Genomic DNA, 15112 nt, shown 5'->3' with positions numbered 1-15112 from the left:
AATTATTATCCAGATGATTTGCCAGATTGGAAGATGTCAGTCTGTTTAACCGAAGGCAGTGTCCGCTACAATGTTCAGCATGTTATCCATTAGTAGACCACTTGCCGCAACCAAAGCGCCGTGCCGGTAATCGCCTCTTTGAGTATTGCGCAGACCGTAGGTGAGTGCTTTGCCTTTTGCTGTCAAGACATTGCCGCCCGCTTCAGACAAAATGAGATCGGCAGCCGCCAGATCCCAATCATGGGAGTTCGGTCTTACGAAGGTCCCAGCAAGGTCGCCCCGCGCTACCATCGCCAGCCTATAGGCAAGCGACGCTATATGAGGGGCGCGTTCAATAGAGCCAAGAAATGATTCCGGCAGCTTATTGAGAAATCCTCCCGGCGCAGCAACTTTGAATGGCCGGCTTTCCGCCTGGGCATGGATGGGACTGCCGTTCTGATCAGCGCCCTCACCCGGCAAGGCACTTATCGTCTCATGACGAGCCGGACACTCAAGAACGCCCGCCACCGGACGGCCATTCTCAATGACGGCGACACTGACGCACCAAACATCAACACCTTCGATGAAAGCACGGGTTCCATCTATTGGATCGACAACGAAAAAGCGTTGCCTGGGTGAATCTATACGCTCATCAAGCGTCTCTTCAGATATCCAGCCATAATCAGGCCGTGCGGTCAGCAGCACATCCTTGAGATATTTATCCGCGGCAAGATCCGCTTCGGTAACAGGGGAATTACCGGTCTTGAGCCATATCTGGGGCGATTGCCCATAAAAGGACAGGGCTACGCGGCCAGCGCCTATTGCTGCCTCACGAATCAGGTCAAGATCTGCTCTGTTTTGGTCATTTTCCGGCAAGAGTCATGCCTTCTATAAGGAGCGTTGGGCTGGCAACACTGAAATTGCGATCAATATCATTGGCTACCGTTAAATTAAGGAACATTTCTTTCAAATTCGATGCCAGTGTTACCTCGCTTACCGGGTAAGACAGCTCACCGTTTTCAATCCAGTATCCGCTAGCGCCACGGCTATATTGGCCAGTTATCATGTCAACACCCTGCCCAAACAGTTCCGTGACATAAAACCCTGTGCCAACGGCGCGGATTAATTCGTCCGGCGTTTTTTCGCCAGGCTCGATAGCAAAATTGGTAGATGACGGCACGACAGTCGAGCCCGAGCGTGTGCCGCGCCCGTTCGTGGTCAAACCCAATTCCTTGGCTGTAGACGTGGAGAGCAACCAGTGCTTCAGCACCCCATTTTCAACCATGTTCAATGGAACGCCCTCAAGGCCTTCGCCGTCGAAAGGGCGAGATCCAGAGCCCCGCACCCGCAATGGATCATCAGAGACATAAACAGCGTCGCTGAGAATTTTCTCTCCCATGCGATCTTTTAGAAAGCTGGTTTTGCGGGCAACCGATGCTCCGTTGATGGCGCTCGCCAAATGCGAGGCAATGCCACGCGCCACGCGCGGATCGTAGACGACATTGACCCGCCCCGTCTGCGCCTGACGTGCATTCAGCCGCTTGACAGCGCGCGCGCCAGCGGAACGTCCGATAGCGGCAGCATCTTCCAGCTCACCATAATAAATACGCGACGAGAAATCATAGTCGCGTTCCATCGCGGTTCCAGTGCCTGCGATAGCACTCACCGAACGTGAAAAACGTGAGCCATTATAATACCCGGCAAACCCTCCCGAAGTGACCAGAACCAACCCGCCCATGCCGGCAGATGCCGAGCCACCGCCAGAATTGGTAACGCCTTCGACGCTGAGCGCTGCTTCCTCTGCGGCAAGCGCAGCTTCAGTCAATTGTGCGGCATCGACATTGGTTGGATCGTAGAGCTCAAGATCACGAATATTGCGCACGAGCTGTTCTGTTGCCGCTAATCCTTCGTAGGCATCATCCGGCGAAACCTTGGCCATTGCGACAGCTCGTTCAGCCAGAATCTTGGGATCAGAGCCCGTATTTGCGGAAATGCTCGCGATCTTGCGGCCGACAAAGACCCGCAACGAAAATTCGTTACTTTCCGAAGATTCGGTCGACTCCACTTTGCCCAACCGCACGTTAACGCCAGTCGAGCGGGAGCGCACCACAACGGCATCTGCCGCATCAGCACCAGCACGCCTTGCGGCCTCTACCAACGCTGTGGCACTGTCTACAAATTCGCGGGAATTTACCGGCTCGACCATATTCATCTCTAAGGTTGATTGCATGAGAGGATGCGAGGACTTATCTGACAAAGCCAGACGATGTACTCCACCCTATATGGTGCAAATCAGGGTCTATCAAGGCAAACGCGCGCAACATTTTTTAAGGTCCGGATCACGAGCACATGCTTTCACAGAGCGGCAACCTCTACTATCAGGCACTTGCACTTCTTGCAGGGGCGATTATTGCGGCCCCGCTTTTCAAGCGCCTCGGTCTGGGGACCGTGCTTGGCTACCTTGCCGCCGGGCTGCTGATAGGCCCCCTTGCCAATCTGATCACGGATGGCGAACAGGTCCTTCACTTTTCAGAACTCGGCGTGGTTTTCCTGCTTTTCGTCATCGGCCTTGAACTCAAGCCATCTCGTCTCTGGACATTGCGACATGCAATTTTTGGTCTCGGCGCAGCGCAGGTAATCGTTACCGGCGCTCTTTTGACCGGCTTGATCGTTGCGCTTGCCCTTATGAATTGGCAGGCCGCCTTGATCACGGGATTTGGCCTTGCCCTCTCATCGACAGCCTTTGCCATGCAGATTCTGGAAGAGCGCGGCGAAACGACCATGCCTCACGGACAGACATCATTTGCAATTTTGCTGTTTCAGGACCTGGCAATCGTCCCGCTTTTGGCCATGGTGCCTGTCCTTGCACCGGGCTCAGCAACGCATGAGGCAGATCCGCTGGGCAAATTTCTCATCGCCGTTATCTGCGTTGGAGCGATCATTGCCGTTGGTCGCTATCTGCTTAATCCACTTTTCCGGTTTATTGCCAATACCGGCGCACGCGAAGTCATGATCGCAGCAGCCTTGTTCGTGGTTCTGGGGGCGGCGACGCTGATGCAATTTGCCGGTCTATCAATGGCTATGGGTGCATTCATTGCCGGTGTACTCTTGGCTGAATCTTCCTATCGCCATGAGCTTGAAGCCGATATCGAACCCTTTCGCGGCGTGTTCCTCGGCCTTTTCTTCATGGCTGTCGGCCTGTCTCTCGACCTTGATGTCATTTTGCAAAATTGGCAGGCAATTCTTTTGGCTGTACCGGTTTTCATGGCAATCAAAGCTTTGGTAGTTTACCTGCTCGCCCGGATATTCCGCAACAATCACAATGATGCGATCCGTGTCGCGTTTTTCCTGCCACAAGGCGGTGAGTTTGGTTTCGTCTTGTTTTCGGCAGCAGCTGCCGCAGGCCTTATGACCGGTTCGGCTGCCTCAGAACTCGTTGCGGTAACAACGCTTTCCATGGCGGCAATGCCTTTATCGGTTGCCCTTGGGAATCGTTTTCTGGTCGATCACAACAAGAAGGATGAGATTGACGAGGACTTTGACGGGGCTGGTGCCGACGTCATGATGATCGGCTTCTCGCGCTATGGGCAGATTGCAGCGCAAATTCTTCTGGCGGGCGGCAGCGACGTTACTGTTATCGATGCCTCAGCCGACCGTATACGCGCGGCGAGCAAATTCGGATTCCGCATCTATTTCGGCGATGGAACCCGAAAGGAAGTGCTGGAAGCTGCCGGTATAAGACGGGCCAAGATTGTGGCAGTCACCACGCATAAGAAAGAAACGACAAACCAGATTGTTGAAATGATTCAGGCCGAGTATCCGGATATAAAGCTTTTTGTACGATCTTACGATCGCGTACATACGCTGAAGCTACGCGCTCGCGGCGTCCACTATGAGCTGCGTGAAACCTTTGAATCCGGCCTGGTGTTCGGGCGGCGAGCGCTCGAGGAACTCGGCGTTAGCGAAGATCTCGCCTACGAAATAGTGCAGGACATTCGCCAACGCGATGAGGACAGGCTACACCTGCAGGCGGCAGAAGGCCTGTCTGCAGGTAATGATCTTCTTCTTACGCGACCGGTAACACCCGAGCCTTTGGTCAAGCCAACACGTGAGGCTCAACGTATAGACACAGTTCCGGACGAGGAGATCGACGCCAAACCTGTGCCAACGCCGGCTGAATAAACTCAGGATTGCGGCGGCCCGACGATCAACACGGCAGGGCTCGTCAAAAGCAGTTTTTGTGCCGCAGCCTTGACCTGCTCAAGCGTTACAGAGTTGATAAGATCAGCGCGTCTGTCGATATAATCACGACCAAGCTTTTGATCCTGCAAACCAACAAGAGTGCTGGCCACCGCTGACGATGAATCCAGATTGTTTACGGCATAAGAGCCAACCAGATACTTCTTCGCCTCAACCAGTTCTTCTTCTGTCGGCCCATCCTTGGCCATGCGCGCAACTTCATCTTTCAGAATTTGCAAAGTCTCATTAGACCGATCAGCACGTGTCGCGGTCGAGATTATCAGCGCGGACATATGGTCTTTGGTCGCAAGGGTCGAACCCGCGGAATAGGCAAGGCCACGCTTTTCACGAACTTCATTGTAGATACGTGAAGAGAATGTGCCGCCACCCAGAATGTGGTTCATGATGAAAACCGGAAAAAAGTCCGGATCCTGACGGCGGACGCCCGGATAAACCATTGAGATTGACGTCTGGGGCAAGACATAATCCACCCGCGTGGTTCGATCCAAGCCCAGCTTTGCGTCGCTGACGGGTTCAAGCTGTGCCTTCTCAGGAAGATCGCCAAATACCTTGTCCAGCAAAGCAGCGAAATCCTCAGGGCTGATGGAGCCGACCGCTGCAACAATCAGATTATCGCGGGCAAAATTGCGTTTGTGGAACGTGGCAAGATCATCATGCGTTATAGTGCCCAGCGTCTCCACTTTACCTTCCGACTGACGGCCATAGGGATGCGAACCATAGAGGGCTTCAGCAAATTTGCGCCCTGCTATAGTGTTGGGATCGCGCTCGGACGCCTTTATTCCAGCCACAACCTGCTGGCGAATACGGTCAATAGGAGCTTGATCGAAGCGTGGCTTATTGACAGCGAGAGCAAGCAAGTCGACAGCAGCATCACGTCTGTCCGAAAGCATACGTACTGTGCCGGAGATCGCATCATCATCGGCGCTGAAACTCATTTCAGCACCGACATCATCGAGCTGCTGCTGAAATTTTTCGGAATCCAGATCGCCCGCGCCTTCGTCAAAAAGGCCGGTCATCAGATTGGCTATCCCATCCTTACCTGATGGGTCTTGCGCAGAACCGCCTTTGAACGAAAAGCGCATGGAGATGAGCGGGACGAAATCGTCCTGCACCAGCCATGCCCGAATGCCTTTGGGCGATACTACCTCCTTGATTTCGACGGCATAGGCAGGCGCGATGGTAATGGCGGCGAGCACAACCGCAGCGGCAAATCGCTTCATGATGGATGCACTCATTGGACAACTCCCTGCGCTGGTGCTTCACCCTCGCCTGCATTCTGCGTCTGGTTTTCAGTTTTTTTATCGGGCGTGCCCGCTTCCGGCATCAGATAGCTCGTGACTGAACGGCTATCGACGAGATATCGCTTGGCCACGTCCTGGATATCCTGAACTTTCACCGCCTTTATGCGATCCGGCCACTCTTCGATATCTTTGATGGTTTGGCCTGTAGATAGTGTCGAGCCGTAAATGCGAGCCATACCGGTTTGACTGTCTCGCGCGAAAATAACGCTTTTCAAAAAGCGGTTTCTGGCTTTTTCCAGTTCGTCTTCAGTAACGCCATCCTTGATAATCCTGGCAACCTGCGCATCGATGCCATTTTCGACATCTTTTAATGTGGCATCGCCACGGGGCGATCCATAAACGCCAAAACTGCCATCATCGAGCGAAGAGCCCTGATAATATGCGCCAGCGCTTGCCGCTGAGCCATCCTTGACTACCAGTGTCTGGTAGATACGGCTGCGCGCAGAGCCACCAAGAATTTCGCTGAGCAGATCAAGTGCCTCTGCTTCGCCGGGCTTTGCATTGGTATAGGATGGAGCAAGCCACATCTTCTGGAAGCTGGGTTGAGAAACACGCGGGTCGGCCAGCGAAACCGTACGTTTGGTATTCTGTTCCGGTTCCTGCGGACGCTCGCGCTTGCCGGGCTCTGCCCGCCGTGGAACCTTGCCATAGGTCTTTTCCGCAAGTGCCTTAACGGTAGCGCTGTCTACGTCACCAGATACAACAAGCGTCGCATTATTGGGTGTGTAATATTTTTGATAGAAGGCCAGAGCATCTGTCAGATTGAGCTTCTCCATCTCATGCAGCCAGCCGATTACCGGCATCCGATATGGATGGTTCTGATAAAGCGTGGCATTCACTTCTTCCGAGAGCAATGAAGACGGATTGCTGTCAACACGCGATCGGCGCTCTTCCAAAACGACATCCCGTTCCGTCTTGACCACTTCATCGTTCAGGATGAGATTTTCCATCCGGTCAGCTTCATAGGTCATAGCCATTTCCAGCGCCTGTGGAGCGAGCTGCTGGTAGAAGGCCGTATAATCGTAGGATGTGAACGCGTTTTCCTGTCCGCCAATCTCGGCAACCTTGCGCGAGAACTCACCGGCCGGATAGGTCTTGGTCGCCTTGAACATCAAATGCTCAAAGAAGTGGGCAATACCAGATTTTCCGGGCTCCTCGTCGGCAGATCCGACATGATACCACAGCATGTGCGTGACAACGGGAGCACGGTGGTCGGGAATAACAACAACTTCCAGCCCATTTTCGAGATGGAACGAGCTGACATCATTCTTGATCGAGGCGTTAGCTGCAACCAATGTTGCAGTCTTTGTTTCCGCTCGCACTGGAAGGGTTGAAAACGAGGCGAAAACGACGCCCGACAAGACAAATGCCGCAACAAGGCGGCCTTGAGCAAGAAGCATTCAGATCAATCCAATTCTGTTTTGCAGACACTGCAATGATGGACTTCCCAAGCTATTACGACTTCAATGTGACAAGCCTTATGATTGTTCCGCCGTAAGAACGCTCTTCGATGATTTCAAAGCGGGCGTCAAAAGCAATGACAGCTTCAGCTTCTTCTTCGAGGATCAGCAATGCGTCCGGCTTTAACCACCCGCCATCAAGAGCGGCCTTGAATGCACGCTCGCCCAAACCTTTGCCATAGGGCGGATCAGCAAAGACCAGGTCAAAGGGCTCGACATTGCCTGCATCGCCAAGCTTGGTTGCATCACGGCTGAACACTTTGGTGTTTCCGTTGAGTCCAAACGCCTCAATATTCGTGCGAATCAAACCACGCCCTTGCGCAGATTCTTCAATGAAGATTCCATAGCGTGCGCCGCGAGACATAGCCTCCAGTCCCAAAGCGCCTGTGCCGGCAAATAGGTCGAGCACACGCGTGGACTCGAACTTTTCCGGGTAGTTATGCGCCAGTACATTGAAAAGGCTTTCACGCGTCCGGTCCGTTGTCGGCCGGATCGCGTTTGTTTCTGGGGTCGCCAAGCTCCGTCCGCGAAATTTTCCGCCAACAATCCGCATGTGAGGCCTTAGCTTTTAGGCTTGCCGCCGCGTGGTGGCCTGCTTCCGCCACCAGGGCCGCTACGCGGTGCACCCCTGGGTGCGGCTTTCGGTCCACCATAGGGGCGGTCGCCGCTGCGGCCATCCTGCCTGCCGGGCGCGCGCGTTGGCTTGCCGCTTGCACCATAGGGGCGTTCCGAGCGGTTTGGACGGTCACCGTGTGCCGGCGCGTCGCCGCGTGCTTCACGTTCCTTGAGTTCCGCACGCTCGCGCTTGCCAACCCGTGGGGGACGCGGTGCATTGCGGGAACCTTCTGGACGGTCTGAGCCGAATGAACGCTTCGGACGCTCCGCATTATCGCCGCCTTCACGCGGTGGGCGCGGAGAATAGCTGCGCGGCTTGTCGCCGGAATACCCCCCCGGCGCGCGAGCACCTGGCCTTTCACGGTCTTCCCGAGGACGATCCGAGGCCGGACGATCAGAGCCCCGAGCTGGCCGGCTCGCGCCTTCGCCAGCACGCGCCGGTCTTTCCGACCTTGCGCTTTCCGCGCGATTTCTTGCTTCACGCGATTCTACCGCCTTTGCCCTCGCACTGCCCATGGGACGGGCACCTGGAGCCATCCACACATTCGCTGAACGCGAACTGCGCGGTGCCATAGCCTCGTCTTCCTTGCGCTCCCGATCCGCTTTCGAGCTAATGCCGCGCGGCTTCTGATCGTTGTCACGAGCCGCGCGAGTTGGGCGCTCTTCGCGTGGTCCACGTGCAGGCCGTTCGTCACGACCGGTTCGCGGTGTGGCTGGGCGGTCAGTACGATCTGTCGACCAGCGGGAAAGGTTTTCTTCGCGCTGTTCATCCTTGGATTTACGAGGCGCGCGTCGTTTTTCTACCGGTGCGCTGGAAATCCACTCCGAGCGGCGTGCCGGAGCCGGACGTTCGGCGGGCTGCTGAACAGCTTCGCCTTTCACGGCATCATTCGAGAATACATTGATGATCGGCGCATCAAAATCAGCGCCGGATTCTTCGATCAGGCGTTCACCAAGCTGGTCGCGAAGCGTGCGGCCATTCATTTCGCGAACAGAACCTTCCGGCAAATCGCTCAACTGGAATGGACCATAGGAAATACGAATGAGCCGATTAACAGACAGACCCAACGCACCCAGGACGTTCTTGACTTCGCGGTTCTTGCCCTCACGAAGCCCCATCATGATCCAGACGTTAGAGCCCTGCTCACGTTCCAGATGGGCCTCAATTGCACCATAGAAGACGCCGTCAACAGCAATGCCATCCTTCAATGTATCAAGCTTTTCCTGGGTGACACTGCCATGAGCCCGAACGCGGTAACGGCGAAGCCAACCCGTAGAAGGCAATTCCAAAGCACGCGACAAGCCACCGTCATTCGTGAGCAAAAGCAGCCCTTCGGTGTTGATGTCGAGACGGCCAACGGACAAAACGCGCGGCATATCTTTCGGCAAGGATTCGAAAACGGTCTGTCGGCCTTCGGGATCGCGATTGGTCGTCACAAGACCAGCTGGCTTGTGATAAAGCCACAAGCGCGTCCGCTCTTTTTCAGGCAATGGTTTTCCATCAACCTCGATGCGATCACTGCGCATGACGTTGATAGCGGGACTGGAAAGTCGCTTGCCATTGACGGAAACACGGCCCGCCGCAATCATCGTTTCGGCTTCGCGGCGGGATGCTATTCCCGCGCGTGCCAAACGCTTGGCTATGCGCTCGCCCTCTTCGGGCAGCGCTTCTTCTTTACGCGGTTCAAAACCGCGCTTTGCCGGAGCAGCATTGTCGAACTTGCGGGGTCCTTTGGGACCATCATTACCGCGCTTGTCGAAACTGCGCTTTTCAAAGGGGCGTTTGCCGCCCTTGCCGTCATCATTTGAGCTTGTCATGGAATGTTTGCCTTTCAGCAGGGCTCACTACCAGCTATGGAGTGTGCTTGCGAGTAAATTCTGGATGATGAGCCACCTGTGAACCAAAAAACTGATCCTATGAGCCTGGCTTTGGCACAAGCACACGCGGCTGCGGCCCGAGGAGAGGTACCAATTGGAGCTGTCCTGGTCAAAGACGGGGCTGTTATTTCGGTAGCTGGCAACCGGACTCGAGAGCTTAATGACCCAACTGCGCATGCCGAAATTCTGGTTATCCGAGAAGCTTGCCAGATCCTTGCGGATGAGCGCCTGACCGGATGCGATCTCTTCGTTACCCTTGAGCCTTGCACCATGTGCGCTGCCGCAGTTTCCTTTGCTCGAATTCGCCGACTTTATTATGGCGCACAGGATATAAAAGGTGGCGGCGTCGAAAACGGGGCTCGCTTCTTCACGCAACCAACCTGCCATCACGCCCCGGAAGTCTATTCTGGTTTTGGCGAAGCCGAGTCAGAAGCTCTGCTAAAAGAGTTTTTCAAGGCAAAGCGGCTCTAGTGCCGTTAATCGCTGCGTATTCTTGCCGAAAAATCAGGTGACGTGTCTGCATTTATCGCGCGCTGATTGATCAAGGCAGACTTTTCCACCTCACTTAAAGGCTTCTGATTATCTATCGCGCCAAGATCATAAAGATAGCTTGGCAGATAACCGGAGAAAATGACCCGATAATCAATGGGAATATCCGGCGTGATGGCTCGTATCATATCAAAAATAACCGTCGTGCAATTCGCGGTGACGGTATTGTAGAAGCTGGCTTTTTCCGCCAGGCGATTGGCATTGTCGACATAGGACAGGAACAATGCCTGGCGCATCTCCGGCTTCATATTGATACGATAACGATACACATCTTCCTTGCGTATATTGGTGCGCAACCGAACGATATCGCGTTCGTCGGCTGCGATCATTGCCAGTTCAAATTCTTTGAAAAAACCGCCGATCTCAGAAAACGCTTCGTGCCGCTCCTTCCGGATTTCAGCAGAAAAGACAACATGCTCGCCATTCTTAAAGCCAAAACTGACAAGCGTATGCGCGATGGCGGGATTGGACCAATAGGAAAGGAATACATCGACCGATGCCAGATCTTCCATATTATACGTGCGCACTTCCCAGCGCGGCGTGAAATCCTCGCGCGTTCTCCATTCGAAGTTGCGCACATTGGACAAGGTGACCTGATTGCCTGACAAAGTTCCGGTGACCGTCTGTGCAACATCGTCAGCCCAGATGCGCGTGAGCGATGGTGTAATCGTGCTCCACCAATAGAGCAGTCCAAGCAATATTGGCACAAGAACGATCAATGCCCTAAATGACCGGCCCTTTATTTCCAGCCAAAGCACGGAAAAGGCAATCGCTATCCAGACTATAAGACAGCCGATGGTGCCGAAAACGCCAAAGGGAAGCTGATACCAAAGGGCAAATCCGCCCCATATAAAAACCAGAACCGAAACAGGGACGAGGATAATCCGTCCGATCAATCTTAAAATGAACAATTGGGAGAATCCTCGACTGGCGTAGGTTAACTTAACGAAACGCAAGCATATCTGTTCCCAAACTTTCGGAACAGATTGCGGAAACACGCTTTAAGCGGCAACCATTACGACAGGTAAGGAGCAGTAGTTCTGGATCAGTTCCAGGGAATCAAGTTTTTGAAGCTGAAGCCCTTGTCCTTCCGGGCTGCAGCTTTCCGCTCACGTTCTTTCTTGACCTCGTCTTTGCCAAGATCATCCGTGGCCGCAGTCGGTGCGGGCGCCCTATATTCCAACGGTGGTTCGCTCAAATATCTGCGTGTGGTCGGTGAGCCAGCCGTTGAGGCGAGCTTGCGCGCACGAAACTCGCTGCTCTGATCGGTTTGCGGCGAGCCAGCGGGCACAACCTTCGGTGCCTTATCATTGTAAACGCCATACTCATCCCATTTTGACGACTTGGTAGCGGTAGGAATATCGTTTTCAACTTCCGGAACAAAATTCGGGTTGTTCTGGTTGGCAGTTGCGGTATCGCGAATGCGCTTGCGCCGCTGTTCTGGCGATTCTGGCCAGTTGGCGCTGTTTTCAGATACAACATTGCCCTGCGGCTGCGGCAACTGGGCGTTTGCAGAAGCGCCAGCAGGTGGACGAACAAGCTCCGGCCTTGGATTATACGCGATCGTATTTTTCTTTTTACTGAACGAAGCAATGTTTGATACGTCGTCAAGCAATTGCGCACCGGACGTTTTGTCGGTGCCATAGGTGGGCGATGTGCTGCAGCCAGCTATTGCCAGCGATGCAAACAATGCACTTAGAACCGTGATGCGTCCGTTCAAATTCATACTCGCCACTTCCACCCAAGCCTGAGCACTGATGCCCGCCAAAAAATACGCTTGATCTATGCCCTGCCTCTAAATTCAGGCAACTCAATGGCAAGCCTTTTACATGAGGCCTGTAGCATTAAGCAAGTCGAGGCTCTTTCTTGTTAATAAATCCGCGGATTATCTCAAGGGATAACCCGCGGATTTGATTCAGGCATCAAGTTTTCCCAACTTCGCCAGCTCATGTAGCGCCGCTGCATCCCGCGCCGATACATCAGGATAGGCCGGATCTGATCCAACATCATGCGTGTATCGCCATGACCGTGCGCATTTTGTGCCGGTTGCCCGTTCCGATACGACCGCAACGCCTTTGACGTCATCAGCAACAAAGGCATCTGCTGGCGCTGCTCCGTCCGTGATGGTTATGGCACTGGTGATGCATATCTCGGCCATATCAAGACCCTTCACCGCTTCGAACAATTCAGAATCGTTGATGAAAACCAGCGGCGCAGCCTCAAGTGATGAACCCAACGTCTTCTTGGCGCGCTCCAACTCCAGCGCACCCGTAACTACGCGGCGAACATCGCGCACCTTGCGCCACTTTGCGGCCAGCGCTTCGTTCTTCCACTCTTTTGGCGTGTCCCTGAACTGCTCCAGATGAACAGAAACGGCATTCTTGTGCAGATCAAGCCATGCTTCCTCCGTTGTAAATGGCAGCATGGGAGCCAGCCAAGTCACGATACGGTCGAACAGATGCCTGACAACTTGCAGTGCAGCTTTCCGCTTGATGCTGGAAGGCGCATCGCAATAGAGTGCGTCTTTGCGGATATCGAAATAGAATGCTGACAATTCCACATTGAGGAAATCGATCAATGCGCGCGTGATCCGCTTGAATTCGAAGGCATCATAGCCCGAACGCACAAGTTCATCGAGTTCCGCGAGTCGATGCAGCATTAGCTGCTCGAGTTCTGGCATATCCGCATAGGCAACTTCATCGCCTTCGTCATGAGCCAAAGTCCCTAGCATCCAACGGATCGTGTTACGCAGCTTGCGGTATGAGTCGATATTTGTCTGGATGATGTTTTTACCCAGACGTTGATCTTCCCAATAATCGGTTGTCATGACCCACAGTCGAAGGATATCCGCCCCGGAATCCTTGATGACATCCTGAGGCGTGACAGTATTGCCGAGCGACTTCGACATCTTGCGCCCCTCTTCATCCATGGTGAAGCCATGGGTGACAAGAGTATTATATGGAGCGCGTCCGCGTGTGCCGCAGCTTTCAAGCAAAGACGAATGGAACCAGCCGCGATGTTGATCGGAGCCTTCGAGGTAAACATCCGCTGGCCATTTCAGATCAGGGCGATCCTCGAGGGTGAAGACATGGGTCGAGCCTGAATCAAACCAGACGTCGAGAATGTCGCGTACTTGTACCCAGGGTTCATTGGCTTTTTCGCCAAGGAACCGCTCACGGGCACCTTCGGCAAACCAGGCGTCAGCGCCTTCCTGCTCAAAGGCCTCAAGAATGCGGGCGTTGACCACTTCATCCTTCAAGACATTGCCATCTTCGTCGGCAAAAACGCAGATTGGCACGCCCCAGGCGCGTTGGCGCGAAAGCACCCAATCGGGACGGTCCTCAATCATTGCACGCAAGCGATTTTGCCCACCAGCAGGGACGAAACGTGTCTCGTCGATGGCGGCAAGAGCGCGCGAACGCAATGTCGTCTGATCGCCAAGATCTTTGTCCATATAGACAAACCATTGCGGCGTATTGCGGAAAATGACCGGCTTTTTCGAACGCCACGAATGCGGATAAGAGTGTTTGATACGACCGCGTGCAAACAGCATGCCGCGATTGATCAGCTCTTCAATAACAGCCTTGTTGGCATCGCCCTTCTTGCCATTATCGTCGATGACGCGCGCGGCACCTCCTTCACGGTCCGGCCCAAAACCCGGTGCATCCTTGGTGTAGTAACCCGCATCATCAACGGTGAAGGGGATTGCCGAGGAAATACCGCGTGCTTCAAGATCGCTGCGCGCATCCATCCACGCATCGAAATCCTCACGACCATGGCCGGGCGCTGTATGGACGAAGCCTGTACCTGCATCGTCGGTTACGTGATCCCCGCCAAGCATCGGCACTGCAAATTCATAACCACCGCCAAAACCTTTGAACGGGTGGGAGAGAGCGATGCCTGCAAACTCATCGGCTGTTATGGCTCTGATACGCTTGAAAGTCAGCTTGGCTTTCGTGGCCGAATCTTCCGCCAACGCATCTGCAAAAATCAACATCTCGCCCGGACGCGGGCCGAAATCATTCTCTGCCGTTTCAACCTCGTAAAGTCCGTAGGCTACGCGAGGTGAGTAGTTGACCGCCCTATTTCCAGGAATGGTCCAAGGGGTCGTCGTCCAGATGACGACATAGGCCGATGCGAGATCACCTTCGCCATTGACGATCGGAAACTTGACCCAGATCGTATCGCTTTCAACGTCGGCATATTCCACTTCGGCCTCGGCCAAAGCGGTGCGCTCAACAACCGACCACATGACAGGCTTGGAACCGCGATAGAGCTGGTCCGACATGGCGAACTTCAGGAGTTCCCCAGCAATGCGGCTTTCTGCATGAAATGCCATCGTTGTGTAGGGATTTTCGAAATCGCCTTCGATACCAAGCCGTTTGAACTCGGCAGATTGGACCTTGATCCAATTGGCAGCAAATTCGCGGCATTCCTTGCGGAACTCGTTGATCGGCACCTGATCCTTGTCTTTGCCTTTGGCGCGGTACTGTTCCTCGATCTTCCATTCGATTGGCAGACCGTGGCAATCCCAACCCGGGACATAATTGGAATTGTAACCGCGCATCTGGAAGGAGCGCGTGATGACGTCCTTGAGAATTTTGTTCAGTGCATGGCCGATATGGATATTGCCATTGGCATAGGGAGGACCGTCATGCAGCACATAAAGCGGACGATCTTTGCCGTCTTCACGCAGCTTCCGATAAAGGTCCATGTCCTGCCAGCGCTGGACGAATTCCGGTTCCTTGGCTGGCAAACCAGCACGCATCGGAAAATCCGTCTGCGGCAGATATAGAGTTTTCGAATAGTCGATTGGCTTAGGCGTATCGTTCATTTTTCTTGGCTTTTCTTGGGCCCGCGCGTTATCGCTGCAAGCAAGGATTTGAAGAAATCGAAATAAGGCGCAAAGGCGCCGCCCGGACCTTCAACACCACGAAGCAAATAGCTTCAGGTTCAGGTGAAGGCCGGGCCAGTAATTCGTATCTGAATCGGTACGGACTTGGGAAAAGCCCCGCAAACGGTTTTCATGACCGCGCTTTTAGCAACCACGCTCGCGAGAATAAAGGGGCA

At 54.1% G+C, this 15112-nt stretch carries 11 protein-coding genes; 2 read left to right on the top strand and 9 right to left on the bottom strand.

Translation table 11 applies throughout. The features are described from left to right. Positions 1 to 45: 45 nt before the first annotated feature. Positions 46 to 855: a 3'(2'),5'-bisphosphate nucleotidase CysQ gene (locus tag QFZ34_RS16585; RefSeq protein ID WP_307283013.1), complete on the bottom strand. Its 810-nt coding sequence runs from the start codon at positions 853 to 855 to the stop codon at positions 46 to 48. Next, positions 842 to 2185, bottom strand: coding sequence for a TldD/PmbA family protein (locus QFZ34_RS16580; RefSeq protein ID WP_307283010.1), 1344 nt, complete (start codon positions 2183 to 2185; stop codon positions 842 to 844). The genes QFZ34_RS16585 and QFZ34_RS16580 overlap by 14 nt, the downstream gene beginning before the upstream one ends. A gap of 143 nt (positions 2186 to 2328) precedes the next feature. Here QFZ34_RS16580 and QFZ34_RS16575 point away from each other — a divergent pair, with 143 nt between their 5' ends. Further along, on the top strand, positions 2329 to 4161 hold the full coding sequence (locus QFZ34_RS16575) for a monovalent cation:proton antiporter-2 (CPA2) family protein (protein ID WP_115055202.1): 1833 nt from the start codon (positions 2329 to 2331) through the stop codon (positions 4159 to 4161). A gap of 2 nt (positions 4162 to 4163) precedes the next feature. Here QFZ34_RS16575 and QFZ34_RS16570 read toward each other — a convergent pair whose 3' ends face one another. The 4 genes from QFZ34_RS16570 to QFZ34_RS16555 are packed head-to-tail and all read right to left on the bottom strand — an operon-like array spanning position 4164 to position 9433. Then, positions 4164 to 5474, bottom strand: coding sequence for a M16 family metallopeptidase (locus QFZ34_RS16570; RefSeq protein WP_370878803.1), 1311 nt, complete (start codon positions 5472 to 5474; stop codon positions 4164 to 4166). After that, on the bottom strand, positions 5471 to 6940 hold the full coding sequence (locus tag QFZ34_RS16565; protein WP_115055204.1) for a M16 family metallopeptidase: 1470 nt from the start codon (positions 6938 to 6940) through the stop codon (positions 5471 to 5473). The genes QFZ34_RS16570 and QFZ34_RS16565 overlap by 4 nt, the downstream gene beginning before the upstream one ends. Before the next feature lie 55 nt (positions 6941 to 6995). Further along, positions 6996 to 7553 (bottom strand): 16S rRNA (guanine(966)-N(2))-methyltransferase RsmD, encoded by a 558-nt coding sequence (gene rsmD / locus QFZ34_RS16560; protein WP_115055205.1) that lies wholly within the window; start codon positions 7551 to 7553, stop codon positions 6996 to 6998. A gap of 8 nt (positions 7554 to 7561) precedes the next feature. Next, positions 7562 to 9433: a pseudouridine synthase gene (locus QFZ34_RS16555; protein ID WP_307283001.1), complete on the bottom strand. Its 1872-nt coding sequence runs from the start codon at positions 9431 to 9433 to the stop codon at positions 7562 to 7564. A gap of 99 nt (positions 9434 to 9532) precedes the next feature. On the opposite strand from QFZ34_RS16555, the gene QFZ34_RS16550 reads away from it, so the two are divergent. Further along, a complete protein-coding gene (locus tag QFZ34_RS16550; protein WP_370878856.1) occupies positions 9533 to 9964 on the top strand; it encodes a nucleoside deaminase in 432 nt (143 codons plus the stop codon). Positions 9965 to 9969: 5 nt separating this feature from the next. Here QFZ34_RS16550 and QFZ34_RS16545 read toward each other — a convergent pair whose 3' ends face one another. The 3 genes from QFZ34_RS16545 to ileS form a co-directional block, all read right to left on the bottom strand. Next, positions 9970 to 10953, bottom strand: coding sequence for an Lnb N-terminal periplasmic domain-containing protein (locus QFZ34_RS16545; protein WP_307282995.1), 984 nt, complete (start codon positions 10951 to 10953; stop codon positions 9970 to 9972). Between the two features lie 134 nt (positions 10954 to 11087). Next, on the bottom strand, positions 11088 to 11768 hold the full coding sequence (locus tag QFZ34_RS16540) for a hypothetical protein (protein ID WP_307282992.1): 681 nt from the start codon (positions 11766 to 11768) through the stop codon (positions 11088 to 11090). A 189-nt stretch (positions 11769 to 11957) separates the two neighbouring features. Then, a complete protein-coding gene (ileS, locus tag QFZ34_RS16535) occupies positions 11958 to 14876 on the bottom strand; it encodes an isoleucine--tRNA ligase (RefSeq protein ID WP_307282990.1) in 2919 nt (972 codons plus the stop codon). Positions 14877 to 15112: the final 236 nt, after the last annotated feature.

This window comes from Phyllobacterium ifriqiyense, from assembly GCF_030817885.1.
Classification (GTDB): domain Bacteria; phylum Pseudomonadota; class Alphaproteobacteria; order Rhizobiales; family Rhizobiaceae; genus Phyllobacterium; species Phyllobacterium ifriqiyense.
This window is presented reverse-complemented; position numbering and strand designations above follow the sequence as displayed.